Annotated in this window: 20 protein-coding genes; 11 read left to right on the top strand and 9 right to left on the bottom strand. The window is 69.7% G+C overall.

Translation table 11 applies throughout. From position 1 onward, the window contains the following. Complete coding sequence (locus ODE13_RS06305; protein ID WP_322478496.1) at positions 1–960, bottom strand: electron transfer flavoprotein subunit alpha/FixB family protein; 960 nt, start codon at positions 958–960, stop codon at positions 1–3. Continuing rightward, a complete protein-coding gene (locus ODE13_RS06300) occupies positions 957–1,772 on the bottom strand; it encodes an electron transfer flavoprotein subunit beta/FixA family protein (RefSeq protein WP_322478495.1) in 816 nt (271 codons plus the stop codon). Before ODE13_RS06300 ends, ODE13_RS06305 begins: the two co-directional genes overlap by 4 nt. 430 nt (positions 1,773–2,202) lie before the next feature. On the opposite strand from ODE13_RS06300, the gene ODE13_RS06295 reads away from it, so the two are divergent. The 3 genes from ODE13_RS06295 to ODE13_RS06285 all read left to right on the top strand — a co-directional run bounded on the left by ODE13_RS06295 (position 2,203) and on the right by ODE13_RS06285 (position 6,341). After that, a complete protein-coding gene (locus tag ODE13_RS06295; RefSeq protein ID WP_322478494.1) occupies positions 2,203–3,141 on the top strand; it encodes a CoA ester lyase in 939 nt (312 codons plus the stop codon). 96 nt (positions 3,142–3,237) lie between these two features. Next, entirely contained in the window at positions 3,238–4,404 is a 1,167-nt protein-coding gene (locus ODE13_RS06290; protein ID WP_322478493.1) for an acyl-CoA dehydrogenase family protein, read from the top strand. A gap of 113 nt (positions 4,405–4,517) precedes the next feature. Beyond that, the gene (locus tag ODE13_RS06285; protein ID WP_322478492.1) at positions 4,518–6,341 is read left to right on the top strand and encodes a hypothetical protein; all 1,824 of its coding nucleotides are present in this window, start codon (positions 4,518–4,520) and stop codon (positions 6,339–6,341) included. Positions 6,342–6,378: 37 nt separating this feature from the next. Here the strand turns inward: ODE13_RS06285 and ODE13_RS06280 are convergent, their stop codons facing one another. Beyond that, positions 6,379–7,428, bottom strand: coding sequence for a hypothetical protein (locus ODE13_RS06280; RefSeq protein WP_322478491.1), 1,050 nt, complete (start codon positions 7,426–7,428; stop codon positions 6,379–6,381). A gap of 265 nt (positions 7,429–7,693) precedes the next feature. Between ODE13_RS06280 and ODE13_RS06275 the strand changes: the two genes are divergently transcribed. Further along, positions 7,694–8,740, top strand: coding sequence for an NAD(P)-dependent alcohol dehydrogenase (locus ODE13_RS06275; protein ID WP_322478490.1), 1,047 nt, complete (start codon positions 7,694–7,696; stop codon positions 8,738–8,740). Between the two features lie 15 nt (positions 8,741–8,755). Here the strand turns inward: ODE13_RS06275 and ODE13_RS06270 are convergent, their stop codons facing one another. Next, positions 8,756–10,501, bottom strand: a complete 1,746-nt coding sequence (locus tag ODE13_RS06270) for an ABC-ATPase domain-containing protein (RefSeq protein WP_322478489.1) — start codon at positions 10,499–10,501, stop codon at positions 8,756–8,758. Between the two features lie 55 nt (positions 10,502–10,556). Next, positions 10,557–11,282 (bottom strand): GntR family transcriptional regulator, encoded by a 726-nt coding sequence (locus ODE13_RS06265; RefSeq protein ID WP_322478488.1) that lies wholly within the window; start codon positions 11,280–11,282, stop codon positions 10,557–10,559. Positions 11,283–11,354: 72 nt separating this feature from the next. On the opposite strand from ODE13_RS06265, the gene ODE13_RS06260 reads away from it, so the two are divergent. The 3 genes from ODE13_RS06260 to madM all read left to right on the top strand — a co-directional run bounded on the left by ODE13_RS06260 (position 11,355) and on the right by madM (position 15,570). Next, complete coding sequence (locus tag ODE13_RS06260) at positions 11,355–14,282, top strand: AMP-binding protein (protein WP_322478487.1); 2,928 nt, start codon at positions 11,355–11,357, stop codon at positions 14,280–14,282. 123 nt (positions 14,283–14,405) lie between these two features. Continuing rightward, positions 14,406–14,807 (top strand): malonate transporter subunit MadL, encoded by a 402-nt coding sequence (gene madL / locus ODE13_RS06255; protein ID WP_179541229.1) that lies wholly within the window; start codon positions 14,406–14,408, stop codon positions 14,805–14,807. A gap of 1 nt (position 14,808) precedes the next feature. Then, on the top strand, positions 14,809–15,570 hold the full coding sequence (madM, locus tag ODE13_RS06250) for a malonate transporter subunit MadM (RefSeq protein WP_179541228.1): 762 nt from the start codon (positions 14,809–14,811) through the stop codon (positions 15,568–15,570). On the opposite strand, the gene ODE13_RS06245 is transcribed toward madM, so the two are convergent. From ODE13_RS06245 to ODE13_RS06235, 3 genes are read right to left on the bottom strand one after another with little or no spacing between them, the layout of a single operon-like run. Beyond that, positions 15,501–17,702: an MMPL family transporter gene (locus ODE13_RS06245; RefSeq protein WP_322478486.1), complete on the bottom strand. Its 2,202-nt coding sequence runs from the start codon at positions 17,700–17,702 to the stop codon at positions 15,501–15,503. The genes madM and ODE13_RS06245 overlap by 70 nt on opposite strands. A 50-nt stretch (positions 17,703–17,752) precedes the next feature. After that, positions 17,753–18,283: a TspO/MBR family protein gene (locus tag ODE13_RS06240; protein WP_322478485.1), complete on the bottom strand. Its 531-nt coding sequence runs from the start codon at positions 18,281–18,283 to the stop codon at positions 17,753–17,755. Then, on the bottom strand, positions 18,280–18,786 hold the full coding sequence (locus ODE13_RS06235; RefSeq protein ID WP_322478484.1) for a MarR family winged helix-turn-helix transcriptional regulator: 507 nt from the start codon (positions 18,784–18,786) through the stop codon (positions 18,280–18,282). The genes ODE13_RS06240 and ODE13_RS06235 overlap by 4 nt, the downstream gene beginning before the upstream one ends. Positions 18,787–18,917: 131 nt before the next feature. Here ODE13_RS06235 and ODE13_RS06230 point away from each other — a divergent pair, with 131 nt between their 5' ends. Further along, entirely contained in the window at positions 18,918–19,382 is a 465-nt protein-coding gene (locus tag ODE13_RS06230) for a GNAT family N-acetyltransferase (protein ID WP_322478483.1), read from the top strand. A 3-nt stretch (positions 19,383–19,385) separates the two neighbouring features. Here ODE13_RS06230 and ODE13_RS06225 read toward each other — a convergent pair whose 3' ends face one another. Further along, positions 19,386–22,595, bottom strand: coding sequence for a beta-phosphoglucomutase family hydrolase (locus ODE13_RS06225; protein ID WP_322478482.1), 3,210 nt, complete (start codon positions 22,593–22,595; stop codon positions 19,386–19,388). Positions 22,596–22,948: 353 nt separating this feature from the next. Here ODE13_RS06225 and ODE13_RS06220 point away from each other — a divergent pair, with 353 nt between their 5' ends. From ODE13_RS06220 to ODE13_RS06210, 3 genes are all read left to right on the top strand, one after another. Then, positions 22,949–23,896, top strand: a complete 948-nt coding sequence (locus ODE13_RS06220; protein ID WP_322478481.1) for an acyl-CoA thioesterase — start codon at positions 22,949–22,951, stop codon at positions 23,894–23,896. Positions 23,897–23,984: 88 nt separating this feature from the next. After that, complete coding sequence (locus ODE13_RS06215; RefSeq protein WP_322478480.1) at positions 23,985–24,788, top strand: hypothetical protein; 804 nt, start codon at positions 23,985–23,987, stop codon at positions 24,786–24,788. Between the two features lie 432 nt (positions 24,789–25,220). Continuing rightward, positions 25,221–26,114, top strand: a complete 894-nt coding sequence (locus ODE13_RS06210) for a type II CAAX endopeptidase family protein (RefSeq protein WP_322478479.1) — start codon at positions 25,221–25,223, stop codon at positions 26,112–26,114. Positions 26,115–26,158 lie beyond the last annotated feature (44 nt).

The raw sequence follows: 26,158 nt of genomic DNA, 5'->3' as shown, positions 1-26,158 counted from the left end.
TCATCCCTTGCGGCGGCGCAGCTCTTCCACGATCTGCGGCACCACCTCGAACAGATCTCCCACCACGCCGAAGTTGGCGATCTCGAACACCGGGGCGTCTTCGTCCTTATTGATCGCCACGATGGTCTGGGCGGTCTGCATGCCCGCGCGCTGCTGGATCGCCCCGGAGATGCCCGCGGAGACGTAGAGCTGTGGTGACACGGTCACGCCGGTCTGACCCACCTGCGCGGTGTGGTCGATCCAGCCGGCGTCGGTGGCGGCGCGTGAGGCGCCCAGTGCGGCACCGAGCTCATCGGCCAGCTCCTCGAGGGGCCCGAAGTTCCCGTCCACACCGCGGCCACCGGCCACGACGACGCGCGCCTCGGTCAGTGCGGGGCGCTCCGAGGCCTCCAGCGGAGTCCGCTCGAGGACCTCCACGCCGCCGTTCGCCGCGCCATCCACGGTCAGGGAGGGGGCTACCGGCAGGGACACGACCTCCGGAGGGTGGCCCGCCACGATCGAGGCCTGTACCGAGTTCGGCTTCACCGTGGCCACCAGAGGGCGGCCCTCATCCACCTGTGCGGTGGTCGTGTAGGAACCGGCCAGCACGGATTTGGTGACCCGACGTTGGGCATCGATGCCCACGGCGTCGGTGATGATCCCGGTGTCCAGCCGCACAGCCAGGCGGGCCAGCGCGTCGGTTGCGTCGGCGGTGTCCGGCGAGAGGATCACGGAGGCGGAGGTCTCCTGCACGGCAGTCTCCAACAGGTCCACCAGGGCCGGGTCCGGGGCGAGGATCTCGGTCTCACCGCTGTAGACGGACTCCACACTCTGGACCGTGACGACCTCGGCGGCTGCCGCGCCCTCGGTGCCGGTGACGACATGCACGTCGCCGAGCGTTCCGGCCAGGGTCAGCAGCTCCTGCTGGGACGTGGTCAGCTGCTCGGACAGCGATTCGAAGAACACCAGCACAGCACTCACAGCACACGCTCCTTCGCCAGGAATTCCACGATCTTGAGGCCAGCGTCGCCCTCATCGGTGATGATCTCCCCGGCACTGCGGGGCGGGCGCGCATCGGTGGTCAGCACGGTGGCCTTCGAGGCCACCGCCGCGGCGCTCAGGCCGACGTCGGTCAGGCTCCACGGCGTCAGCGGCTTCTTCTTGGCCGCCATGATGGCCTTGAAGTTGGGGTATCGGGGGTCATTGGCCTGATCGGTGACCGAGACGACGGCGGGCAGCGCCGCCGCCAGACGCTGCTGCTCCGTGGCGGAGGCGCGGGTGACCACCAGACGACCCTCCTCGAGCGAGAGGGCGGTGGCCTGGGTGACCAGGTTGAGGCCGAGCCGCTCCGCCAGCTGGGCCGGCACGGCCCCGGACTCGCCGTCCTCGGAGGCCATGCCGGTGATGACCAGGTGCTCGCCGTCGGTGTCTCCGTCGGCACGCACATGCTCGATCGCCGCGGCCAGCGCGGTGGAGGTGCCTGCGACGTCAGCGCCCACCAGGGCGTCGTCGCTGAGGAGGAAGGCGTCGTCGGCACCGATCTGCAGCGCCTTCTTGGCCGCGGTGGCCGCCCCGGCGGGGCCCACGGTCAGGGCGGAGACCCGCACCTCGCGGTCGGCGGCCTCCTTGATCTGCAGAGCAGCCTCGAGCGGGTACTCGTCCAGCTCGCTCAGGATGCCTTCGGAGCGGTCGATGCGCCGCTCTTCGGTGAACCGTCGCTCCAGCTGGGAGTCCGGCACCCATTTGACCAGGGTGATGATGTGCAGGGGGGTTCCAGCTGCCGATTCAGGCATGGGGCTGACCTCGCCTCACTCTCAGTGCGTGTTCAGAACAGGTCTGATGCCGCGGGCCGCAGCGCCCGGCCGGAGCCGGGTGGGGCCGTCGCAGCGTCGGTGCCGCCGAGGCGGGTCGGGCGTCCCCCGCCAGCAGGCATCTCAGCCATGGTGCCACGAAAAGCGGCGAGAGGTGAGGCTCACTACCAAAGTTGTCGGCGTCCTCGGCATGCCGCCTCGTGCACGTGGGTCGCCCTCCCACTCTCATCGAGTGGTCGATTTGGTGGGATGACGAGGCTGGTGAAGCGCATCAGCATCCGACAAATCGACCACTCGATGGGCAGCGGGGCGGGGTGAGCGGGGCGGGGTGAGCGGGGCAGAGGCTGAACAGGCGTACGGTAGGACGGGCCTCATCTGACGTCGAGACTCCGACCCCGCCTGGAGGACACCCATGCCGCGCACCGCCACCGCGCAGCCCCCGTTCCCGCTGGGACCCGCCCTGCTGTTCTGCCCCGGCAGCCGGCCCGACCGATTCGGCAAGGCCGCCGATCGCGCCGATGCCGTCATCGTGGACCTCGAGGACGCCGTCACCCCCGCGGAGAAGGCTGCGGCCCGCGCCGCCGTCGTCGCCGCGCTGACCGGCGGTGCCGACGCCGTCCCCGCCCTGGACCCCGCGCTGACCATGGTCCGGATCAACTCCCGCGCCCCGCAGGACCGCGACGCCGACCTCGCGGCCCTCGGGGGGACCCCGGTGCGCCACGTCGTCGCGCCCAAGGCCGAGGACGTCGACCTGCTGGACCGCATCGCGGCCACCCTTCCCGAGGTGGCGATCATCCCGCAGATCGAGGGTCCCGTCGGAGTGCTCAACGCGCTGCGCATCGCCTCCCACCCGGCTGTGGAGGCTCTGTTCTGGGGGCCCGAGGACATGATCGCCGGGCTCGGCGGCACCACCTCCCGGAAGCCGGACGGCACCTACCGTGAAGTCATCCGCCACATCCGCCACAGCGTGCTGGTGGCCGCGGGCGCCGCTGGGGTTCCGGCGGTGGACTCCATCCACACCGACTTCAGGGACACCAAGCGGGTGGCCGTCGAGGCGGAGGACGCCTGCGCGAGCGGCTTCATCGCCAAAGCCTGCATCCACCCGAACCAGGTGGAGCCCGTGCGCCGCGCCTACACCCCGGCGGCCGAGGCGGTGGAGTGGGCCAAGGCCCTGCTGGCGGTGTTCCGTCACCAGGCCGGTGCCCACGACGACGGCACTCCGGTGACCGAGCCGCATGCGGTGGGCGCCTTCACCTTCCGCGGGGAGATGGTCGACGCCGCCGTGGTGCTCCAGGCCCGCCGGATCATGTCCCGCTACGACGCCACCCGCGTGCGCCAGCCCGGAGAATGAGAGAATCAGCTCCGGGCCGGTGACCATGTCCGGTCGTGCCTGCCCAGCACACATGCCCAGATCTGCTGATGACCTGACTGATCTGAAAGGACCCCCATGTTCCCCGGCTTCTACGAGGAGATCCACGAGGAGTTCCGTGAGGTGGTGCGTGAGTTCGTCACCCGTGAAGTGACCCCGCACTATCGGCGCTGGGACGCCGAGCACATCATGGACCGAGGCATCTGGGAGGCGGCCGCGGAGAACGGTCTGCTCGGCCTGGCCGTGGGGGAGGATCACGGCGGGATGGGGCTGGAGGACTACCGGTTCCGCATGGTCATCGATGAGGAGCTCGCCCGCGCCGACGCCCTCGGCCTGGCCCTGGCGCTGCACCTCCACGACGACTGGGTGCTGCCCGCGCTGCGGGGCTTCGGCACCGCCGCGCAGCAGCAGACCTGGCTGCCGAGGTTCATGGACGCCTCCTTCATCGCCTCGGTGGCGTTCACCGAACCCGGCGCCGGCTCCGACCTCCGCGGAGTCCGGACCAAGGCCGTCCGGGATGGTGAGGATTGGGTGCTCAACGGGCAGAAGACCTTCATCGGCAACGGCATCTCCGGCGACGGCGCCCTGGTGCTCGCCCGCACCGACGGCTCCGACGTCAAGCAGCGTGGTGGCGCGGGATCCTTCAGCCTGTTCCTCGTGGAGAAGCAGGACAACCCCGGCTACCAGGTGGGCAATCAGCTCGACAAGATGGGGTTGAAGGCCTCCGACACCGCCGAGCTGTTCTTCTCGGATGTGCGCGTCCCTGCGGCGAACCTCATCGGTGAGGAGGGCCAGGGCCTGCAGATCGCCAAGGCGATCCTGCCCCAGGGCAGGCTGGCCGTGGCGACCTCGGCCGCCGTCGTCGCCGCAGAGGTGCTGGACCAGACGATGACCTACGTCCAGGAGCGCAGGACCTTCGACCGCCCCGTGGCCGAGTACCAGAACACCAGGTTCCGGCTCGCTGAGCTGCAGGTCTCCCTGGAGGTCACCCAGCGCTACGTGGCCGCCGCGGTGGAGCGCTTCGACGCCGGGGAACTCGACGTCGTCGCCGCCTCCAAGGCGAAGATGTGGGCCACCGAGCGCGCCAAGGAGATCATCGACGAGTGCCTGCAGCTGCACGGCGGCTACGGCTACATCCTCGAGTATCCGGTGGCGCAGGCCTATCTGGCGGTGCGGCTGATGACGATCTTCGGCGGCACCTCGGAGATCCTCCGCGAGACGGTGGCCACCGACCTGCTGCGCTGAGCACGCCCTCGCCCCTCTTGTCTATGTGACCGATCACACTTAGTGTGTCAGGACAAATGGGACAACACGGTGCAGGGGGCGTCATGGGGCTGAGTCGACGGTCGTTTCTCGGGGTGAGCAGTGCAGTGGCGCTCGGAACGGGCACTCTGGCGCGGCAGGGTCCGCCCGGCAGCCCCGTGCCGTTCGAACCGCTGCCGGACATCGGGCTCGGAGACGAGAGCATCGACCAGGCGGTCCTCCAGGTGCTCGCGGAGCACAATGATGCCCGGATTCTTGCCGATGCGGCCTCAGTGCAGGAGTTCCTCTCAGGGTCGCCCGACGCTCGATGGTGCGTCCGGGAGGTCAAGAAGCTCGTGGCGGCCTTCGCGGGAGAGGACTCCGCTCATCACGGCGAGCAGTCGGTCCTGGACTCTGCCGAGGAGCTCCTGGAGCACGTCCAGGGACTGCAGACGGGGGTCGGGCTCTTCGACGCCGGCAACAACCTCGAGTCTCCTCCGGACTCCTGCTTCTCCCTGGTGGACCTGGTGACCGTGAAGAAGCTGGTCGACGCCGCCGAGGGCGACCGCCTCGCTCCGCTCGGTGCTCGGCTCGACGAGCTGGTCCCCTCGGTGGCCGCCGCCGTGGTCGAGGCTCACGGCGGCGGGGTGCACACCTCCAACCACCGGTGGGAGGTGGCCGGCGCGCTCCTGGCGGTGAACGGCCAGTGGCCGGATCCGATGCTGGTCGAACGAGCCGATGAGTGGCTCGCCGAAGGCATCGACGTCTACGGAGACGGCCAGTACTCGGAGCGCTCCTCTCAGTATTCCTCCGAGGTGGTCAACCCCTCGCTGCTGCGCATCGCCGAGCACACCGACGACGGCGCCCTCCTGGACTTGGTGCGGGCGAATCTCAAGGTCACCGTGGACCTCACTGATCCGGACGGACACGTGGAGACGATCCACTCCCGACGGCAGGACCAGTGGCGCGTCCGTGAGGACTGGCTCTATCTGCTGCAGTACCGCGAGTTCGCCCTGCGCGACGACGACGCTGTGCTCGCTCGTCGGGCCGAAGAGGTCCTCACACAGGGCCCCGCCGACCTCGGCGACTTCTACGCCGACGTGCTGGCTCGGCCCGCGCTCGCCCAGACGCTGCCCGAGGGGGCGGAGCGGCAGGTCGCAGAGCTGCTGGACCTGCGCGAGTCCTCCGGGCTCATCCGGGTCTCCGACGAGGCAGGGGCGCTGACCTGCTTCGCAGGCAGCGATCATCCGCAGTTCCGCCGCACCGCCTCCGGGCTCTCCACCAATCCGACCTTCCTGCGATATCGCCGCGGCGCGGCCGAGCTGACCTCGCTGCGGATCTCGCCGCGATTCTTCGCCATGGGGCCATTGCGGCCGGTGGACCTCGTCGAGTCGGGCAGCGGCTGGCGGATGTCCGCTTCGCACCTCACCGGCTATCACCAGCCGATCACTCGGCGCCCCGACCTGCGGTCCGACGGGATGTACGATCTCGAGGACGACGGGCGGTTCTACTCGGCGATGAGTTTCGGCGCCCGCGAGCTCGCCGAAGTCCGCTACGAGGCCACCTTCGACCTCACGCCCGCCGACGGCGGGTGGACGCTCTCCGTGGAGAGCGCCTCGCCGCAGACGCTCGTGGTCGCCCAGCTGGTGTTCTCCGGTGAGGGCGAGCTCGAGTTCGACGGCGAGCACGACGAGCTGCAGGAGGCGCCGCCGGAGGCCTCCGCGGCATTCCTGCTTCGCTCAGGCGGGATCCGGCATCGTGTCGGAGGGGACAGCCTGGGGGTGGAGTTCGAGGGTGTCGAGTCGCACCCCGGGGAGGTGGACTTCGACAGTGGCGAGGAGTACTCCTACATGGGCGGGCGGATGCCGACTCCCGAGGGAGTCGTGGTGTGGGTGCCCTTCCGTGCGCCAGGCACGTTCTCCCTCCGGCTGAGCTCCTGAACGGAGCTCAGCCGGCAGTCACCCGCGGCCGGGGCGATCAGGCCCGGGCGACCTCGGCAGGTGCCTCGAAGCGCAGGATCGCCGCCGCACCATCGGGCAGCTCGGTCTGAGTTACTGCGACGTCCGCGTCGACGCGGGCCGCCGCGGCGATCAGCTCGTCCTCCTCCCGCGCGGGTCGCTCGGCCTGCAGCATCAAGGTGTCCACCCCGCCCATCTGCGCGGAGAGGCGGACGGCCTCGGTGCCCTCCGCCACGCGGTTCTCCGCCCGGGCCTGCTCGAAGCGGGATGTCTGGTCCTGGGCCCGGCCCGCGGAGAGCCGCCGGGTGATGAGCCGAAGGTCCTCGCTCAGGGCCTCCTCGGCGGCGTCGTCTCCGATGCCTCCGCGCTCGGCGACGTGCGCGATCTCTTCCAATGAAGCCGGAAGCTCCTCGGCCAGCGCGGTGCGGCCCTGGATCTCCCCGGCGAGGACCAGGGCGTCCGGGCGCCACCGTGTCGCCAGGCGCTCCACATGCTCGGCGACGCTGCGGGCGTTCTGCTTGACGACCTCGTCGGCCCGACGCTGGATCTGCCGGTGGGAGAGCGCGCCCTCACGCGGCTTGTGGACCGAGCCGTCGCCAGCACCCTCGACCTCCTTCTCGGCCTCGGGCTCGGCGCTCAGGCCCTCCGCCACGGTCACTCGACGCAGCACGGCCCCTTCCTGGTCCGCGACCGCGACCAGCAGCAGGGACGACCCGGCGCGTTCGCGGACGTAGTCGCCCAGGGCGGGGGATGGGCCGACGTGCGCCGAGTCGCCCCGGCCGAGGGTGGCGTCCCAGGGTTCGTCGAACAGGACGGATCCGGCGTCGGCGACCAGCACCCGTCCTTCGGCATGGACCTGGGTGAGGTTCTCGCCGCCGGCGAGGATCGCTGAGTCCAGCGCCTCCAGAGAGTCGACAGGAGCGCCGTCCTCCTCCAGGCGTCCCCGCAGGTCGTCCCAGCGCAGCCGAAGCTGATGCTCGGCGTCCTCGGCGGGGGAGCGGCTCTCCAGGTAGACGGTGCTGAAGGGTGCGTCGTGATCGAACAGGTGCTTGATCGGGGTGAGCTGCACGGCAGATCATCCTCCTTGCATCGTGTCGCGTCAGGGTGGACCCGCGGCCGCAGGCTGGGCCTGCGTCCGCGCCTCACCGGAGTGCGCGTGACGTCTCACCCTAAACATGATCGGGTCGTCGAGGTCCAGGGTGAAGCGTCTCTGCTGACCGGTTCTGGGGCCAGGCGCATATTAAGTATTACGGTGCGTCATTAAGGGTCGTAGGATGGGATCACCTGCCTCGCCCTTCGCCCGGGGCGCGCCGCCCGACGAACGGAGTTCCACCATGTCCATGCCCCTCGCCACGCCATCCTCCCCGCAGAGCATCCCGGAGGGGCGGAATCCCGCCGCCGTCCTGCACGGCGTCCATGACGTGCGGATCGAGGAGCGCGCCGTCCCGTGTCCGGCGCCCCACGAGGTGCTGGTGGAGATCGGCGCCGTCGGGATCTGCGGCTCGGACGTCCACTACTACGAGCACGGTCGCATCGGCGACTTCGTGCTCACCAGCCCCATGGTGATCGGGCATGAGTCGGCCGGTCGGGTGGTCGGGGTCGGCGACGACGTCGACTCGGCGCGCCTCGATCAGCTCGTCGCGCTGGAGCCCGGGATCCCCTGCAAGGGCTGCGGGGAGTGCCGCGAGGGCCGGTACAACCTGTGCCCCGAGGTGAAGTTCTTCGCCACTCCACCGGTGGACGGATCTATCGCCCGATATGTCACCCTCGATGCCCAGTTCGCCCACCCGGCGCCGGAGAACCTCGACGCGGAGCAGGCTGCGATGGCCGAGCCCGTCTCCGTGGGAGTCTGGGCCTGCCGCAAGGCCGGGGTCAGCGTCGGAGACAGGGTGCTGATCACCGGCGCCGGACCGGTGGGGCTCTTCGCCGCGCAGGCCGCCCGCGCCTTCGGAGCGCGCAGCGTCACACTCACGGATCTCAACGAGCACCGCCTCGCCATCGCCGACGATCTCGGCTTCCAGACCGTCCCCGGCGGCGCCGAGATCCCCGGCGAGCATGACGTCCTCTTCGAATGCTCCGGCGCGGCCCCGGCCTTCGCCGCCGGCGTGCGCTCCCTGGCGCGCGCCGGACGTGCCGTGGTGATCGGCATGGGCGCGCAGACCCTCCCGCTGGAGGTCTTCGCACTGCAGGGCCGTGAGCTGAGCATCAGCGGCGTCTTCCGGTATGCCAACTGCTACCCCGCGGCCCTGGAGCTCATCTCCAGCGGCGGCGTCGACGTCCGTCCGGTCATCACCCATCGATTCCGCCTCGACGAGACCGAGGAGGCGCTGACGCTGGCCGGACGCGACCCGCAGGCGCTCAAGGCCGTCGTCGCGCCCTGAACGCCGCTAGGACGCTCAGACCAGCCGCAGGCTTCGGTGCCGGTTCAGCGCGGCGTGGAACTCATAGCGCCGCGGCCGCGCCATCGCGCCGGGGTGCCCGTCATGCGGGGACAGCGCGTCCAGGCCGTCAGCGTCCATCCGGCGGATCAGCTCCTCGACGATCTCGGCCACGCTGCGCCGTCCGTCGGCCAGCTCGGACGCCCGGTCCAGCGCGTGGGCCAGAGCCGAGGTCTGCAGGGGGTCCACCAGCTGGGAGACCGCCGAGAGATCGATGTCCTGCTTCCCCTGCTGGACCACCGCTCGTCCTCGTGCTCGCGCCGGCTTCGGGCGCCCGCCCTTGCCTCCGGTGCCCGGCTCACGTCCTCCCCGGGGCGAGTCCGGCTCCGGCACGCGCGGTGCCGGGGACGCGAAGACGGCGCCTTCGGCGGCTCCCGCCCCCGGGTCGGCCAGCGCCCGGGCCTGCTCGGTGACGTCACGGGGCACATAGGAGTCCAGCGCGATCACGTGGTCCGCGACGTCGAAGAAGGCCCCGGACCCGCCGGCCACCAGGATCGTGGACACGCCCCGCTCCGCATGCAGCGGGCGGATGCGGTCCACGAACGGGGTGATCGGCTCCTGCTCAGCAGGGATGAGCCGGCGCATCCGGTCGTCGCGGATCATGAAGTTCGTCGCCGAAGTGTCCTCATCGATCAGCAGCGCATCGGCCTGCGCCTCGACCGCCTCGACCAGGGCGGCGGCCTGCGAGGTGGAACCGGAGGCGTTGGTGGTGGAGAACCGGCGGGTGTCGGTTCCTGAGGGCAGCGCCCCGATGAACGGAGAGATGTCCACCCCCGTCACCGCTCGCCCGTCCTCTGCCCGGATCGCGACCGTGTCGGGCCGGGTGACCACCCATTCTCGTCCGTCGCCGCCCAGGTGCGGGTGCACGCCCCGCTCGATCGCGCGCAGCAGGGTCGACTTCCCGTGGTAGCCGCCGCCGATGATCACGGTGATCCCCTCAGGGATACCCATCCCGCTGACCTGGCGACCGCTGGACAGGGTGAAGCTCACCCGCAGCGACTCGGGGGAGCGGAACGGCACGGCGTCGGAGGTCGCCAGTGGGAGGTCGGAGTCCCCGGAGCGTCGCGGCAGCACGGCTCCGTCGCCGACGAAGGCCACCAGTCCGGCCTCGGCGAGCTGGTGGCGCAGCTGCTGCTGGTCCCGGTGCAGGGTCACATGCTCCCGCAGGGCCTCGGCCTCGAGAGCCTCATGCCGCAGCGTGGACTCCACGATCCGCGGCAGGGTCTCGGTGAGCAGCCGGGCCGCCGCCCGCCCACGGATGCGCCGTCCGGAGGCGGGCAGCGCCACGTGCAGGCGCGTCTCGACGTCGTGCTCGCCGATCACCACGCTGGTCCGCTCGATCACCTGCTGTCCGGGCCGGCCGATGCCGATCGACCCGTCGCCAGGCTGGGTGGGGGAGAGCCGCTTCGCGGCCTCGGCGATCCGGCGGGTGAGGAAGTCGGCGACGGCGGTGCGGCCTCGCGCGTCCTCGAGGAGATCCTCCGGCAGCGCTGCGGTCCTCCGATCCACCTGCACGCGCATCAGCGACGGCGGTGCGTAGGGATCCACCTGGACGTGGTCCACCACCAGCCGGACGCCGGCCAGGCCATCGGCGTCCAGATCGTCCGCGCTGAGGTCGTGGGCGCCGCGCAGCTGCTTGTAGCCGGCGTAGCCGCGTCCGTCGAGGGAGTTCAGGGTGCGGGCGAGGGTGCTGCGGTCGGACATCGTCACACCTTCCGTGGGTCGGGCTGGGTTCGGGGAGGGGCGTCGTCGTTCCTGGTCACTCGGACGAGGCGCTGAGGTGCCGCCAGGTACGCACCAGCTGGCTGAACTCTCTGACCTGCACCAGGACATGGTCCCGGGCGGCGTCCTCCGCGGTCTCGGCATCGCCGGCGCGCACGGCCTCGGCGATGCGCCAATGCTCGGCCAGCGAGCGACGCATGCGGTCCGGGACGCGCAGTTGGAGGCGCCGATAGGGCTGCAGGGCCCGTTTGAGGGCATGGGCCTGCTGGCGCAGGTACTCGTTGCCGCAGGAGTCGTAGACGATCCCGTGGAAGCGGGCGTTGGCGTAGTAGTAGCCGTCGGCGTCGCCGGCCAGGGCGTGCTTCTCGCATTCCCGGACGGCCTCATCCAGGGCCACGAGGGCCTCCAGCTCGATCTGTCGCGAGGAGAGCCGCGCGGCCATGCCCTCCAGCTCGGCCATCACCTCGAAGCGCTCGGCGAGCTCGGAGATGCTCAGCTCGGTGACATAGGTGCCTTGCTTGGGGCGGATCTGCACCAGGCCGGAACGTTCCAGGGCCTGCAGCGCCTCTCGGACCGGTGTGCGCGAGCAGCCGAACTCCTGCTCCAGGCGCGCCGGGTCGAGGCGCTCGCCGGGACGGTGGAGTCCTTCGACGATCGCGTTCTCCAGGGCATCGCGCACACGCTGTGATTCGGGGATCCGGACCATGGCACCTCCGTCGTCCAGATTATCCGAACCCTCGGGTGTGGCGCGGATCACGTTCATGCCCTATAGTCCCTGTTATATACATCACGGCTGATGATGTACAACTCCACGACCATCCGAGGGAGGAACGGCATGGCACGGCACGACGGCTGGCTGCTCGCGGACCTTTTCCGCATCCTGCGACGCCGCCGCGGCGACGCTCACCCCGAACCCGAGGCTCCACCGCTGGAACAGCTCATCGCCGCCTGCGAGGTGCTGATGAGCGACATCGGCGAGGCCTCGCTGCGCGCCGTCGCTGCCCGTGGGCTGCAGGCCTATCGCCAGCTCGACGACGCCGCCCGGCTCGTCTTCTTCACCCACGTGGTGGAGGCCCACGGGGCCGACGACGACGCCGTCCGCGCCGCTTATCAGCAGTGGGAGCAGGCCGTGGGGCAGGACCGCCAGCAGGCGCTGACCCAACTGTTCGACGTCGTCGAACCGGCCCGGCAGCAGCTGCTGCGTCGGATGAACCACGCTCCGGACGCCACCCGCGCGCTGGTGGACATGCGTGCCGATCTGCGCCGACTGCTGCCCGCGCACCCCGAGCTGCGTCCGCTGGACCACGACTTCCGCCATCTGCTGGTCTCCTGGTTCAATCGGGGCTTCCTGCGCATGCAGGAGATCACCTGGGATTCCCCCAAGGAGCTCCACCAGCACCTGCTGCGCTTCGAGAAGGTCCACCCGATGGCTGACCGCGCCGAGCTGCGACGCCGCCTGCAGCCCCGGGATCGCCGCTGCTACGCGTTCTTCCACCCCGCCACCGGGGAGGTGCCGCTGATCTTCGTGGAGGTCGCCCTGGTGGACGGCATCCCTGGTCGTGTGGGGCCGCTGCTGGACTCCGGTCCGGCGCTGAGCCCGGCCAAGGCCGACACTGCGGCGCTGTACTCGATCAACAATGCGCTGGAGGGGCTGGCCGGGATCTCCTTCGGCAGCTTCCTCATCAAACAGGTCATCGAACAGGTCAATCAGCAGCTGCCGCACCTGGAGCAGTTCGTGACGCTCTCGCCGATCCCGGGGTTCCGCCGCTGGCTGGAGTCCCAGGACGATCCGGAGCTGCTGAAGCTGGCCATCGATCTGGCCGCGGCCGTCGAGGAGAGCCCGCTTGCGGAGGTCTCGGGCGAGGACGGCGCAGAGGCCGCACTGCGCGAGCGGCTGCTGCCGGCCCTGACTCGGTACATCACCGAGGAGCGTCGTGCGGACGGCAGACCGGTGGACCCGGTGGCCCGGTTCCACCTGGGCAACGGTGCGGCGGCCTGGCAGCTGCATTGGCCCGCCCACGATTCGGCCGCCGCCCTCGCCCAGTCCTACGGGGCGATGATCACCTACCGCTATGAGCCCGATGAGCTGGAGCGGCGCCACGAGGACTTCGTGCGCCACCGTCGTGTGGCGGTGGACGGTCCGCTCGCCGAGCTCGCCGACGCCACCCGCTCCGACTCGACTCGACCCGACGCCACCCGCCCTGACGATCCGAGAGGACCTGCCTCCATGGCCGACGCCTTCACCCCGATCCACCGCTCCTTCGAGGCCCAGGCGGCCCGCCAGCCGGACAAGGTGCTCTTCCATCTGCCCGACGGCGGCGCCCTCACCTATGCGGAGACCGAGCACACGGTGCGGCGCATCGCCGCCCGGCTGCTTGCTGGCGGCGTCGAGCCCGGTGACCGGGTCGCCGCCCAGGTGGAGAAGTCTCCGGAAGCGCTGGCCCTGTACCTGGCCGTCCTGCGCGTCGGCGGGATCTTCCTGCCGCTGAACACCGCCTACACCGGCAAGGAGATGGACTACTTCCTCGGTGACGCCGAGCCCCGTGTGCTGGTCTGCTCCCCGGAGCGCCAGCAGGAGCATGCCGCCCGGACCGGCGGGGGAGATCGTGCGGGGGAGGTCGCCCTGGTGATCGAGACCCTCGGCACGGGCGGGGAGGGCACGCTGCTCTCCTCGGAGACCACCGCTGATGAGTCCTTCCATCCTGACGCCGACACGCCCGCCTCGATCCTCTACACCTCAGGCACCACGGGCCGCTCCAAGGGTGCGGTGCTGACCCACGGCAACCTGGCCTCCAACTGCCAGGCGCTGCTCGAGGCGTGGCGGTACACCGATCAGGACAGGCTCATCCATGCTCTGCCGATCTTCCACATCCATGGGCTCTTCGTGGCCGCCAACATGACGCTGGTGGCGGGAGCCTCCATGCACTGGCTGCCGACGTTCGACGCCGAGGCGATCCTTGACCTGATGCCCACCTCTACGGTGCTGATGGGGGTCCCGACCTTCTATACCCGGCTGCTGAAGTCGGACCGGCTCACTCCCCAGACCTGCGCCGCGATGCGGCTCTTCGTCTCCGGCTCGGCGCCGCTGCTGGCCGCGGACCATGAGGCATTCGAAGCCGCCACCGGTCACGCCATCCTGGAGCGCTACGGGATGACCGAGACGGGCATGAACACGACCAACCCCTACGACGGCGCCCGCAAGCCCGGCACCGTGGGCCGTCCCTTCCCCAGAGTCCAGATCCGCATCACCGAGCGGGAGACCGGCGCCGAGGTCCCGGACGGAGAGGTCGGCCTGGTGGAGGTCCGTGGCCCCAACGTGTTCGCCGAATACTGGCGGATGCCGGAGAAGACCGCCTCCGAGTTCCGCGAGGACGGCTTCTTCATCACCGGGGACCTCGGACGCATCGACGAGGACGGGTGCCTGTGCATCGTGGGCCGGGACAAGGACCTGGTGATCTCCGGGGGCTACAACATCTACCCCAAGGAGATCGAAGAACTCATCGACGCCGTCGGCGGAGTCGCCGAGTCGGCGGTGATCGGTGTGCCCCACCCTGACTTCGGGGAGACTGTGGTGGCCGTCGTCGTGCCCCAGCCCGGGAGCTCCCCGGAGCCGCAGGGGATCCTCGCCGCGATCAGCGATGATCTGGCGCGGTTCAAGCAGCCGCGCGCCGTCGAGATCGTCGACGCCCTGCCTCGCAATGTGATGGGCAAGGTGCAGAAGGCCGAGCTGCGGAAGCGGTACGCGGAGCTCTTCACCGCCTGATCGAGTGGCCACACCTGACGGCATCTTCCCTCCGACACGCCGTGTCGGGGCCTGAGATGCCGTGATTCTCGGCCACTCGATGCGGAACCGGACAGAAGCGGAACCACGAGACAGGAGAAGACCATGGTCCTCTATGGAGTGGCAGCGCTGGCGCTGTGCATGCTGGTCGGCATGCTCGTCGGTGAGGCGCTCGGCGTCGTCGTCGGCGTCGAGGCGAACGTCGGCGGAGTCGGCTTCGCCATGATCATGCTGGTGCTGGTCACCGACAAGCTGCGGCGCAGCGGCAAGTTCCCGCCCGCCTCCGAACAGGGGGTGCTGTTCTGGTCCGCGATGTACATCCCCATCGTCATCGCCATGGCATCCACCCAGAACGTGGTCGAGGCCCTGGCCGGCGGTCCGATGGCCATCCTCGCTGGGCTGGGGGCGCTCGCGGCCGGTGCGGCCCTGGTGCCGGTGCTCTCCAGGGTCGGGGAGCGGGCCGAGCCATTGCCCCCGCTCACCGAGGCCGAGAAGCAGGAGGTCTGAGATGGATCTGATCGTCTCCGTCTTCGAGCGCAACGACCTTCTGGTGGCCTTCGTGGTCATCGGCGGACTCATGATGGTCTCCGGCTGGCTGTCGAAGACCATGACCCGTGGGCGTCTGCAGGGCAGCGCGATCGCGATCATGCTGGGGCTGGTGCTGGCCTGGTGGGGAGGCTCCGTCACCGGCGGCGAGGCCGGGATGGCCGACATCGCCATCTTCAGCGGGCTCGGGCTGATGGGTGGGGCGATGCTGCGGGATTTCGCCATCGTCTCCACCGCCTATGGCGTGGACCTCCAGGAGATCAAGCGTGCAGGACTGGCCGGGGCGCTCTCCATCATCCTGGGCGTGCTCGTCTCGTTCGCGGTCGGGGCCGCTGTCGCCGCGGCCTTCGGCTATACCGACCCGGAATCCATGGCGACCATCGGCTCCGGAGCGGCGACCTACATCGTCGGACCGGTGACCGGCACGGCCGTGGGCGCCAGCTCGGACGTCATCGCGCTCTCTGTGGCGGCCGGGCTGGTCAAGGCCGTGGTGGTCATGGTCGGCACGCCGTTGATCGCACCGTTCATCGGGCTGAACAACCCCAAGTCGGCGATGGCCTACGGCGGGCTGATGGGCACGACCTCCGGGGTGGCCGGTGGGCTGGCCGCCACCGACAAGCGGCTGGTGCCCTATGGGGCGATGACCGCCACCTTCTACACGGGTGTGGGGTGTCTGCTCGGCCCTTCTGTGCTGTACGTGGTGCTGCGGGCGATCGCCGGCTGAGCCAGTCGGGAGGGCCACCAGATCCGTCGGCCCAGCTCCACGCCGATCGCCGGCACCAGCAGGGTCCGCACGACGAACGTGTCGATGAGCACGCCGAGGGCGACCAGGAAAGCCAGCTGCACCATGAACATCAGTGGCAGCACGGCCAGGGCGGCGAAGGTCGCCGCGAGCACCAGTCCGGCCGAGGTGATCACCCCGCCGGTGACGACCAGGGCATGAAGCAGGCCCTCACGAGAGTCTCCCTGCAGAGCCTCCTCGCGAGCACGGGTCATCAGGAAGATGGTGTAGTCGACGCCGAGGGCCACCAGGAACATGAAGCCGAACAGCGGGACCGTGGGGTCCGCTCCGGGGAAGCCGAACAGGTGGTTGAACACCAGCGCGGAGACTCCCAGTGCGGTCAGATAGGACAAGACGGTGGCGACCACCAGGATCACCGGCGCCACCACGGAGCGCAGCAGCACCATGAGGATCACCAGGATCGCGACCAGCACGATCGGGATGATCACCATCAGGTCCCGCTGAGCCGTGGTGTTGGTGTCCAGCTGAGTGGCGGTGGTGCCGCCCACCAAAGCCTCCCCCTCCAGGGCGTTCAGCTGGTCGCGCAGCGCGACGACGGCGGCCTCGGCCGCGGAGGAGTCGGCGGCTGAGTCCAGGGTCGCGGAGATCTCCACCTGCCCGTCCACCTCCTGAGCCTCCGCGAGATCCCCGGCGGGGGCGCCGTCGGCGTCCACCAGGTGGGCCTCGGCCACTCCCTCGACGCCGGCGACCAGCTCGAGCGCCTGATCGGCCTCCGCCGTCGGGACGAAGATCTCCGTGGGGGCACCGGTGCCCGCGTCGAAGTGCTTCTCCAGCATGGTCTGGCCGGCCTTGGTGTCCGTCTCGCCCAGCACCACCTCGGACTGGTCGATGCCGTCGGCGCGCAGCTGGGTCACGCCGGCCGCGCCCACCAGGAGCACCAGGGTGACGACCACCCAGATCGGGCGGGGGTGGGCGCCCACCCACGTGGCCACCCGGGCCCACACCCCCCGGGAGGGGGTGTGCTCGGCGGCGGTGCCGTCGGCGTGAGGACCCTCGGGGAGGGGGACTCGCGGCCAGAAGACGCGTCTGCCGGTCAGGGCGAGCAGCGCGGGCAGGAAACTCAGCGTGGCGACCATGGCGAAGACGATGCCCGCCGCGGCCACCGGGCCGAGCGCGCGGTTGGAGTTCAGATCCGAGAAGAGCAGGCACATCAGCGCGACGGCCACCGTGCCTCCGGAGGCCAAAATCGGTGGAGTGGAGCGCTTCAGCGCGGTCCACAGGGCGGCGTGCCGGTCAGCCGCACGCAGCAGCTCCTCCCGGTAGCGGGCCACCAGCAGCAGCGAGTAGTCCGTGGCCGCACCGATCACCAGGATCGACAGGATCCCCTGCACCTGGCCGTTGAGCTGGATCCACTCCAGTCGAGCCATCAGGTAGATCACGGTGATCGCCGCGCACAGCGCCCCCACTGAGGAGAGCAGCACCAGCAGCGGGAGGAACGGTGAGCGGTAGACCACGATCAGGATCAGGAACACCGCGACCACCGCCACCAGCAGGAGCATCCCATCGATGCCGGCGAAGGCCTCGGAGAGATCGGTGGACAGCGCCGCCGGCCCCGTGACATGGGCTGACCACGCCGCCTCGTCCAGCTCCCCGGCGACGGTGGCGCGCAGAGCGTCCACGGCGCCGTCGTCGACGGCGTCCTCGGCCAGCAGTACGATCAGCTGCACCGCGCCGGAGTCCTCCGCAGGCACCGGCCCGATGACGTCGGTCACCCCGTCCAACCCCTCGAGGGTGGACACCAACTGAGCGGCCTCGCCCATGGCGGCCTCGTCCAGCGAACCGGAGGTGCCGCCGTCGTGCTCTGCGATGACCGTGGCCGGCACCGCATCGGAGTCGGCGAACTGCTCCCGCAGCTCAGCGGCTCTGGTGGACTCGGCATCGGCCGGGAGGAAGGTGGCCTGGTCATCGGTGGTGACCTCGGCGATCGCCCCGAACGTGGGACCGCCGGCACCGGTCCAGGCCAGCCAGGCCAGGACGAGGACCACCGGCAGGAGCAGGCGTCGACCCCAGCGGGAACGGTGGGAGAGGCGGGAGGGATCGGCGGCGTGCAGCATCGAAGGCCCTGTTCTGTGTGGGGAAGGTCGGGATGGAGAGGGAAGAGGGGTCAGTTCATGACCGCGATGTAGAGGTTCAGCGTGGACGCGTAGAGGATCCACGCCAGATACGGCAGCAGCAGCACGGAGGTCAGGCCGCGCACGCGGCGGAACGCCTGCACTGTCAGCCCGACGGCGGCGATCATCGCCACGATGACGGCGAAGGCCAGCCACAGCGCCGCGGAGCCCCAGAGCGGGTATGCGCCGAAGAAGATCGGGGTCCACAGGCCGTTGAGCACCAGCTGGACTGCGAAGAGGCCCAGGGCGCGGGAGCGTCCGGGGGCGGCACGTTCCCGCCATACCAGCCAGGCTGCGAGTCCCATCATCAGGTAGAGCACCGTCCACACGGGTCCGAAGACCCAGTTCGGAGGGTTCCATGGGGCGACGTCGGCCTGGGCGTACCAGCCGTCGACCTGCTCGGAGGTCAGGGCGCTGCCCAGGAACCCCACTCCCACCGGGATGGCGAGGAGCACCAGAAGTGCGAGGAGCTGGGCGGCCAGGCCTGGCCGGCGTGTGGCGGTGTCCGTGGGGTGTCCCGTCATGAGTCCTCCTGCGGTGGGGCTGTGGTGGCTTCCGGCAGCGAGACGACCATCGAGTCCGCCAGTGCGGTGAGGAACTCGGCGATGAGCTGGAGCTCCTCGTCGTCGCGAGCGTCGATGACCTCTCGCATGGCGGCCAGTCGTGCGCCGAAGTGGTGCTGGAAGGAGCGGCGAGCCAGGTCGGTGAGTTCCACGACACGCGAGCGACGGTCACGGGGGTGGGGGCGCCGCCGCGCGTGGCCGGCGTCCACCAGCCGATCGACCAGCACGGTGGCCGAGGCCGTGGAGATCTGCAGGTGGCGCGCGATGTCCTGAGGCGTGACCGGCTGCCCCTGACGCTCGCGGATCACCAGCATCCGCAACGCGGCCACGTCTGAGGGATTCATCTCCATGGGGCCCTTGAGGGTGTTGTGCATGCGCTCCATAGAGTCGCTGAGCACCTGCACGGCCTCGAGGGTGCGCAGCACCTCGGTCCGGGGCCCGCTGGGGGCGGGCGGCTGGGTCATGGCTCCTCCATGCCGCCTATTTGACTAGATAATCTAGCTAGTTGTCAATTCTGGTGGATCATGGACGGACGGAGAAGGAGCGCGGCACCTGTGAAACGCGCGTGAAACCCTCGACGGCGCACACTGGTGCCATGCAGATCCGCACCGATGACCTCAGCGCGCCGGAGGTCCAGTCCCTGATCGCCGAGCACCTGCGCGAGATGCACGAGACCTCCCCGCCCGAGAGCGTGCACGCCCTCGGGGTGGAGGGCCTGCGCACCGCGGGCGTGACGTTCTGGACCGCCTGGGACCAGGGCGAGCTGCTCGGCTGCGGCGCGCTCGCCGGGCATGAGTCCGGGGAGGCCGAGATCAAGGCGATGCGCACCGCCGTCGTCGCCCGGGGCCGCGGGGTGGCCACCGCCATGCTGGAGCACCTCATCACCGAGGCCCGGGCGCGGGGGATCCGCCGGCTGAGCCTGGAGACCGGCACGGAGGACCACTTCGCCCCCGCCCGCCGCCTCTACGCTCGGCACGGCTTCGCCGAATGCCCGCCCTTCGGGGACTACACCGAGGACCCGCACAGCGTCTTCATGACGCTGAACCTCGGGGCCGGCTGAGACTCAGGTCTTCGCGTAGACCCGGGCCTGGTGCTCCAGGGGCACGGTCCACACCTCACCGGGGCTGAGCTGCTTGCGCTTGCCCTCCACGTTGACGTCGATCGGCTCGGCCGAGCCCCCGGACAGCGTCAGGGTGACGTTCTCGTGGTCCATGTGCACCACGATGGGCTGATTGCGGTACCGCATCCGGAAGGTGGCCTCCGGCAGCTCGTCGGGAAGCAGCGGGTGGAGCCACAGAGCGTCGGCACGGGTCTCGACGCCGGCGTAGCAGCGCAGCACCATGTCCACGGTTCCGGCCATCGCCCCCAGGTGGATGCCCTCGCGGGTGGTGCCACCCTGGGTGTCGGACAGGTCGGCCTCCAGCGCCTCCTTGAACAGGTTCCAGGAACCGGAGCGGTCGAAGCGTGCGGCCACCCAGCCATGCACCAGGCGGGAGAGCGTCGAGCCGTGGGATGAGCGGGCCAGGTAGTACTCGATGGTCTTGCCGAAGTCCTCGATCGGCACCTCGTAGCCCATGTGCCCCATGATGTCCATGAGCTCCTCGGAGGAGAAGAGGTAGCACAGCATCAGCACGTCGGCCTGTTTGGAGAGCTTGTACCGATTGGTCGCATCGCCTTCGGCCTGCAGGATCAGGTCCAGCCGGCCGATGTTGCCGTACTTGGCCTTGTAGCCCTCCCAATCGAACTCCAGCAGGTCCTCGTAGCCGTCGAACTGGCTGATGACCCCGTCCTGGTGGAACGGCACGCGCATCCGCCGGGAGATGTGCTCCCAGTGGTCCAGCTCGTCCTCGAAGATGTCCAACCATTCGGACAGCGGGTCGTCCCGGGAGTCGAGCTCGCGGACCAGGCGGGCGGTATGCCGCAGCATCCAGGAGGTCAGCACGTTGGTGTAGGCGTTGTTCCGCAGGCCCGAGCCCGGGGAGTCCGGGTAGCCGTCGTGGTACTCGTCAGGGCCCATGACACCGTCGATGTCGTACCGGTCCGCCTCGGCGTCGTAGGAGGTCAGCGAGACGAAGAAGCGGCTGATCTCCACCAGCATCTCCGCGCCGTTGTCGGCCAGGAACGTGTAGTCCTGCGTGGTCTCGAAGTACTGCAGCACCGAATAGGCGATCGCCAGGGAGACATGCCGCTGCCGGTGGGAGTTGTCCGGCATCCACATCTGGGAGCGAGGGTTCCACAGTTCGGTGGGCGTCTCCTCGCGTCCGTCGGAGCCGGCCTGCCAAGGGAACATCGCTCCGGCATGGCCCTCGGCGCGCGCCATGGCCCGGGCTTCCCCGAGGCGGTGGAAGCGGTACATCAGCAGCCCACGGGTCAGCTCCGGGCGGCGCAGCGTCAGCATCGGGTAGACGAACATCTCGTCCCAGAACAGGTGGCCCCGGTAGCCCTCGCCGTGCAGGCCCCGGGCGCCGACGCCGGCGTCGAGGTCGCGCCGGGCGCCGAAGGCGGTCTGCAGCACGTGGAACGTGTGCAGGTTCAGCGCCATCTGCTGGCGGGAGCTCCTGGAACCGATGGAGACAGCGAAGCGATGCCACAGCACGCCCCACATCTCCTCGTGGTACGTCAGCAGGGTGCGGAAGCAGGAGGCCCGCTGCACCCGCTTGACCGCGGAGTGCCACACAGTGGAGATCGCGTGGTCGTGGGAGTTCGCGACGGCGGCGATCTTCTCCAGCTTGATCTGCCGGCCGGCCTCCAAACTCACGGAGATGTCGTGTCCGGCGACGAGCTCGCCCTCGGAGACCGGCCGACGCATCGGGCTGCTGCCGCCGTCGAAGATCACCGAGGTGCGGGTGGCGATGGCGAGGCGTACCTGCGACTGGTTGGTCATGGTCTCCAACAGCACCGTCTCGCCGTCGATCTCCCGGGAGTCCACCGGGTCGAGGTGGTGGCCGGCGAGCTCGCGGTCGGCGGCGACGTTGCGGTTGGCGACCCGGCCGTCGATCATCGAGCGCACAGTGACGTTGCCGGACCAGTTCTCCGCCTCGATCTCCATCTCCAGTGCGGCCAGCTGCACGCCGGCCATGGACTGGAACTGACGGGTGGTCACCCGGGTGCGGCGACCGTGGAGGTCCTGGTAGCGGGCCACGCGGGTGAGCAGCCCGCGGCGCATGTCCAGCTCCTGGCGGTAGTCGATCAGCTCAGGCGAGCCGGGCACCAGCAGGTTGCCGGCCTCCGGGGTGACCTGCAGGGAGGTCCAGTCCGGAGCGTTGACCATGTGCTCGGTCTCCACCGTCCTGCCCATGATGTCGGTCTCGAGCCGGTTGAAGACTCCTGCGAGGTAGGTGCCCGGGTAGTGGGTGGCGTCGGCGGCAGTGCCCGGCACCGAGCCGCGCGTTCCCCAGTAGCCGTTGGCCAGAGTGCACAGCGCCTCCCTGGTGGGCTCCTCCTTGGGGTCGAAGTCGTCGTAGGCCAGCACCCAGTCAGGGTCGAAGGGCTTGGTGGTGCGGGTGGCCAGATTCATCATGGCCAGGTCGGTGACGACGACGTCGGCCCCGGCCTCCTTCAGCCGGTGCGGGTCGTCCCCGCGGTTGAGCCCCAGGACCATCCCGTAGTTCCCGCGATGCCCGGCCTGCACGCCGGAGGCGGCGTCCTCGATGACGATGGAGTCCTGGGGCTCCACGCGCATCAGCTTCGAGGCCTGCAGGAACATGGCTGGGTTCGGCTTGCCGGGCAGGGACATCTCCAGGGCGTCGGTGCCGTCGACGATCACGGAGAAGGCGTCGAGCAGTCCGGCGACCTCGAGCACGTCGCGGCCGTTGCGCGAGGAGGTGACCAGCGCCGTGGGGATCCCGTCCTCGCGCAGCTGGTGGACCAGCTCGACCGTGGTCTCGAAGACCTCGACGCCGTCGCGGGCCAGCACGGTTTCGAAGAAGCCTTGCTTGCGGGCGGCCAGGCCGTTGACGGTGAGCTGGTCGGCCGTGTCGCCGGGCTCGCCCTCGGGCACGAAGACGTTGCGGGCCTGCAGGAAGGTGCGCACGCCGTCCTCGCGCGGACGGCCGTCGACAAAGTTGAGGTAGTCCTCGTCGGTGAACTCCGGCTGCGGCTCCCCAGTGATCTCCCCCAGGGCAGTGTCGAAGAGCTCCTTCCAGGCGTTGGCGTGGACTCCCGCAGTGTCGGTGACGACGCCGTCCATGTCGAAGAGGACGGCGCGGAAATGGCGCAGCGCGTGGCGCTTGGCCTCGGCGCTGTGCCGGAAGGGGTTCTCGAACGGGTGCATGGATACCTCGCGTGGACTGTGGGGGCAGGGTGATCAGGTCGGCGTTCAGGACGGAGAGTCGGCGGGCAGGGGCCGATGCTGGGGTCGTGATGCTGAGCTGAGGTCTTCCTCGTGCCGTACCGGCGGCATGTGCCCACGCAGGGCCTGGTGCCTCGGCGGCGTCTCACGGACGCCGGGCTGGTCTTGGCTCGGATCCATCCTAAGCAGGTTCGGGGATCCGGCCACAGGGTCAGCAGGATATATGTCCCTGGGTCTCTGGTCACATTCGGAGTGGGGGCGCTGGCGGCGCGCAGCGCAGGCCGATGCCGGGGCGTCCCCTCCCGCCGTGGCGCCGGTGATGCTAGCGTCATGGCATGGCGCGGCGCAGCACGATCGAACTGACATTCCGAGAGGTCAAGGGGACCTCCAAGGAGACCACCGTGGCCGGCGGCGTCATCGTGGACTGGATCGACAAGACCGCCTACGCCTGCGCGGCCTCCTGGACCCGCACGGCCTGCGTGACCTCCTACGTCGGAAACATGCATTTCACCAAGCCAGTGCCGCGTGACACTCCGGTCAGCGTGCAGGCCCGGGTGGTGCACACCGGGCGCACCTCCGTGCACATCCAGACCCGGGTGCTCATCCAGCATGCCGAGGAGGGCTGGCTGGTGTGCACTGAGTGCTACATGATCTATGTCGCCGTCGACGAGGACGGTGAGGCCGTGCCCGTGCCTCCCTTCGAGCCCAGCTCCGAGCTGGAGCGCCGACGCTCCGTGGACGCCACTCAGCGGATGGTCTTCCGGCGGCAGGTGGAGGAGACCATCAGCTCCATGCCGGAGGACATGGGCACCTCGGAGGAGCTGACCCTGCGCTTCCTGGCCGAGACGGAGGAGAAGTACCCGGACGGGAAGATCCGCGGCGGCGCAGTGATGAAGTGGATCGACCTGGCGGCCGAGATCTGCGCCGAGCGGTACAGCGGCTGCGACGTCGCCGCCGTCCTCACCGGAGGTGTGCGGTTCTACCGCCCGATCACCACCGGAGACCTGGTGGAGGTCGATGCGCGGCTGGTGCTCACCGGCTCGAAGTCCATGCACGTGCTGGTGCGGGTCCGTGCCGGGGCACGCTGGGAGAAGCACCCTGAGGTGGTCGCCTACGGGCTGCCGGTGATGGTCGCCCCCGATGGGGCCGGAGCGGCCCGTCACATCACCTCCTGGCAGCCGATCACCGATGAGGACCACGCGATCGCTGAGAAGGCGCGTCGGCTGCGGGATCTGCGCAATGCGACGCTGCTCTCGCCGAGTCCGCTGATCAGCGCCGGCTGATCCCTGGCGTCGCGGGCGCCGACCCTGGTTCGCTCTGACCTGCCTGGGTAGGATCGACAGCTCCCAGGGCGGGCGAGAGGGGACGGTCATGACGCAGCCACCAGGGGGCCAGCCGGGTCAGCCGCACGGGTCGCAGCCCCATGGGCAGCCCCCGTACGGGCCCTCGCAGTCGGGGCATGCACAGCCATTCCAGTATCCGCCCTACAGCGCACCGGCACCGAAGCCGACCCGCGGGCCGCTGGCCATGGTGCTCATCGTCCTCGGAAGCGTGCTGCTGGCCGGTGCGGTGGGGCTCTTCGTGATGGCGGCGCTGATGTTCACCCAGACGGTGCCCCTCGGAGTCCTGGATCGGAGCGGCGGCCCGGGATCCGATGCCGTGTTCAGCGGAGAGCCTCCGATCACCGTGGAGGTCCAGCTCGACGCCGAGGAGAGCTACCTGCTCTATGTGGCCTCGCCCTCGGGCTCGAGCACTCCGCGGCTGGCCGACGTGCCGGAGGTGACGGCGCCCAGCGGGGAGTCGCGCACCATGGGACCGGCACAGATCAGCTCCACCGCCTCGATGGGCGGCACCGACGCCGTCGGACAGTACAGCTACACGGCGCATGAGTCCGGCCTGCACACCGTCGAGATCGAGGCGTTCGCCGATCCCGGGCCGTTCGCCGAGGGGGAGTCGTTCATCGTGATCGCACCGGGCGGTGACTTCGTGGGTCTCATGGGCGGGGTGTTCGGGGTGCTGGGCAGCGTCTTCGGCGGCATCGCCGCCGGCACGATCGGCCTGGGGCTGCTCGTCGCCGGCATCATCGTGGCGGTGATCCGACGACGACGGCGGCGCGAGCATGCGGCCTGGCCGGCGCCCGGTGCCGGACCGGCCTGGGGCCCTCCTCAGGGCTGAACGACAGTGCGCGGTTCGGGCCCGTCGCCGTCGTCCGATCCCCCGCGGGGCGCTCGTCACAGGCGTGTCGGACGTTCACGACATCGTTGCTCATGACGACGCCGGCATCGCACGGGGTCGAATCGGCGGCACACTACGTCCTGAGGCTGACGTGGGCGTCAGCGGAATCTCTTAGGGTGGGGCGATATGAGCACACCTCCGCAGGAGCCTGAGGGCCAGGGACAGCCGGGCTGGGACCAGCCGGCACAGCCCGTCCCCCAGCCGCACCAGTACGACCACCCGTATGGTCAGCCACAGGCGCCGCATCTCTACGGTCATCCTCCCGCCGGTCATGTTCCTCCGAACTCGCCGCAGGGACCGGGGCCCTACGCATCCCATCCTCAGTGGCCGGGCCCGTACGCGCAGGGCCCGTACGCGCAGGTGCCGGCTCCCGTGCCGCAGCCTCGGGTCCAGCCCCTCCCGGACCCCAAGGACCGCTATTCGCGGGGAGTCTGGCGCCAGCCCGACTCGCGGCCCGGACGCTTCCTCTGGTGGGACCTGCTCCCGGTGGTGCCCTATCTCGTCCTCGTCGTGGGTGTGAGCCTGGTCTCTCTCATGCTCTTCTCCCCAGCCGAGGAGATCAGCCTCACCCCGGAGGAGGCGCGGCTGGAGTTCCTCATCAGCGGGTTGACGTTCGGGACCCTCACCGTGCTGATCCTTGCCGTCGCGGGCAAGGCGCTGTGGCGTTCCCTGGTGGTCTTCACGCATCATGGCCTCGCATGGCTGAAGCTCTTCCTCATCCCCGGGCTCTGGGTGGCCATCGTCGGAGTCAACGTCCTGCTGATGGCTCTGGTCATGGCGCTGACCGGAGCTGAGCAGGATGTCAGCGCGAATCAGGCCGGCATCGAGGCGATGCTTCAGGCTGCCCCGTTCTGGGCCGCCCTGCTTGTGCTGGGTCTGCTGGCGCCCCTGGTGGAGGAGTACATCTTTCGGCACCTGCTGATCGGCAAGCTCTCCCGGCACCTGAACATCTGGTTCTGCGCCGTGATCTCCGTGGTGCCCTTCGCCTTCCTGCACGTCTCCAGCGAGCTGTTCGCCGGAGACATGCAGGCCGTGCTGATGACTGTCGTGCCGTATCTGACCATGTCGATCGTCTTCACCCTGGCCTACATCTTCTCCGGCCGATCTCTGCTGTTCGTCTGGCTCCTGCACGCGTTCAACAACTGCATGGCCGTGACCTTGCAGTACTGGCTGGCACCTCTCTTGGAGGACCTCGAGGGGATCGAACCCTACGGAGTCATCCTGGCCGCAGCCCGAGCCCTGGCCGGCCCGCTGGGACTGCTGTGACCGTGCCCGGGGGAATGCCGCGCCCTGACTCGCGGTTCGATCAC

It is taken from the genome of Nesterenkonia sp. HG001, from assembly GCF_034438835.1.
Taxonomy (GTDB): Bacteria; Actinomycetota; Actinomycetes; order Actinomycetales; family Micrococcaceae; genus Nesterenkonia; species Nesterenkonia xinjiangensis.
This window is presented reverse-complemented; position numbering and strand designations above follow the sequence as displayed.

Excerpts from the sequence above, each read along its gene's own strand:
- ODE13_RS06300 (WP_322478495.1), bottom strand. The coding sequence starts at position 1,772 with ATGCCTGAATCGGCAGCTGGAACCCCCCTGCACATCATCACCCTGGTC.
- ODE13_RS06295 (WP_322478494.1), top strand. The coding sequence starts at position 2,203 with ATGCCGCGCACCGCCACCGCGCAGCCCCCGTTCCCGCTGGGACCCGCC.
- ODE13_RS06290 (WP_322478493.1), top strand. The coding sequence starts at position 3,238 with ATGTTCCCCGGCTTCTACGAGGAGATCCACGAGGAGTTCCGTGAGGTG.
- ODE13_RS06275 (WP_322478490.1), top strand. The coding sequence starts at position 7,694 with ATGTCCATGCCCCTCGCCACGCCATCCTCCCCGCAGAGCATCCCGGAG.
- ODE13_RS06270 (WP_322478489.1), bottom strand. The coding sequence starts at position 10,501 with ATGTCCGACCGCAGCACCCTCGCCCGCACCCTGAACTCCCTCGACGGA.
- ODE13_RS06265 (WP_322478488.1), bottom strand. The coding sequence starts at position 11,282 with ATGAACGTGATCCGCGCCACACCCGAGGGTTCGGATAATCTGGACGAC.
- ODE13_RS06260 (WP_322478487.1), top strand. The coding sequence starts at position 11,355 with ATGGCACGGCACGACGGCTGGCTGCTCGCGGACCTTTTCCGCATCCTG.
- madL (WP_179541229.1), top strand. The coding sequence starts at position 14,406 with ATGGTCCTCTATGGAGTGGCAGCGCTGGCGCTGTGCATGCTGGTCGGC.
- madM (WP_179541228.1), top strand. The coding sequence starts at position 14,809 with ATGGATCTGATCGTCTCCGTCTTCGAGCGCAACGACCTTCTGGTGGCC.
- ODE13_RS06245 (WP_322478486.1), bottom strand. The coding sequence starts at position 17,702 with ATGCTGCACGCCGCCGATCCCTCCCGCCTCTCCCACCGTTCCCGCTGG.
- ODE13_RS06240 (WP_322478485.1), bottom strand. The coding sequence starts at position 18,283 with ATGACGGGACACCCCACGGACACCGCCACACGCCGGCCAGGCCTGGCC.
- ODE13_RS06235 (WP_322478484.1), bottom strand. The coding sequence starts at position 18,786 with ATGACCCAGCCGCCCGCCCCCAGCGGGCCCCGGACCGAGGTGCTGCGC.
- ODE13_RS06230 (WP_322478483.1), top strand. The coding sequence starts at position 18,918 with ATGCAGATCCGCACCGATGACCTCAGCGCGCCGGAGGTCCAGTCCCTG.
- ODE13_RS06225 (WP_322478482.1), bottom strand. The coding sequence starts at position 22,595 with ATGCACCCGTTCGAGAACCCCTTCCGGCACAGCGCCGAGGCCAAGCGC.
- ODE13_RS06220 (WP_322478481.1), top strand. The coding sequence starts at position 22,949 with ATGGCGCGGCGCAGCACGATCGAACTGACATTCCGAGAGGTCAAGGGG.
- ODE13_RS06215 (WP_322478480.1), top strand. The coding sequence starts at position 23,985 with ATGACGCAGCCACCAGGGGGCCAGCCGGGTCAGCCGCACGGGTCGCAG.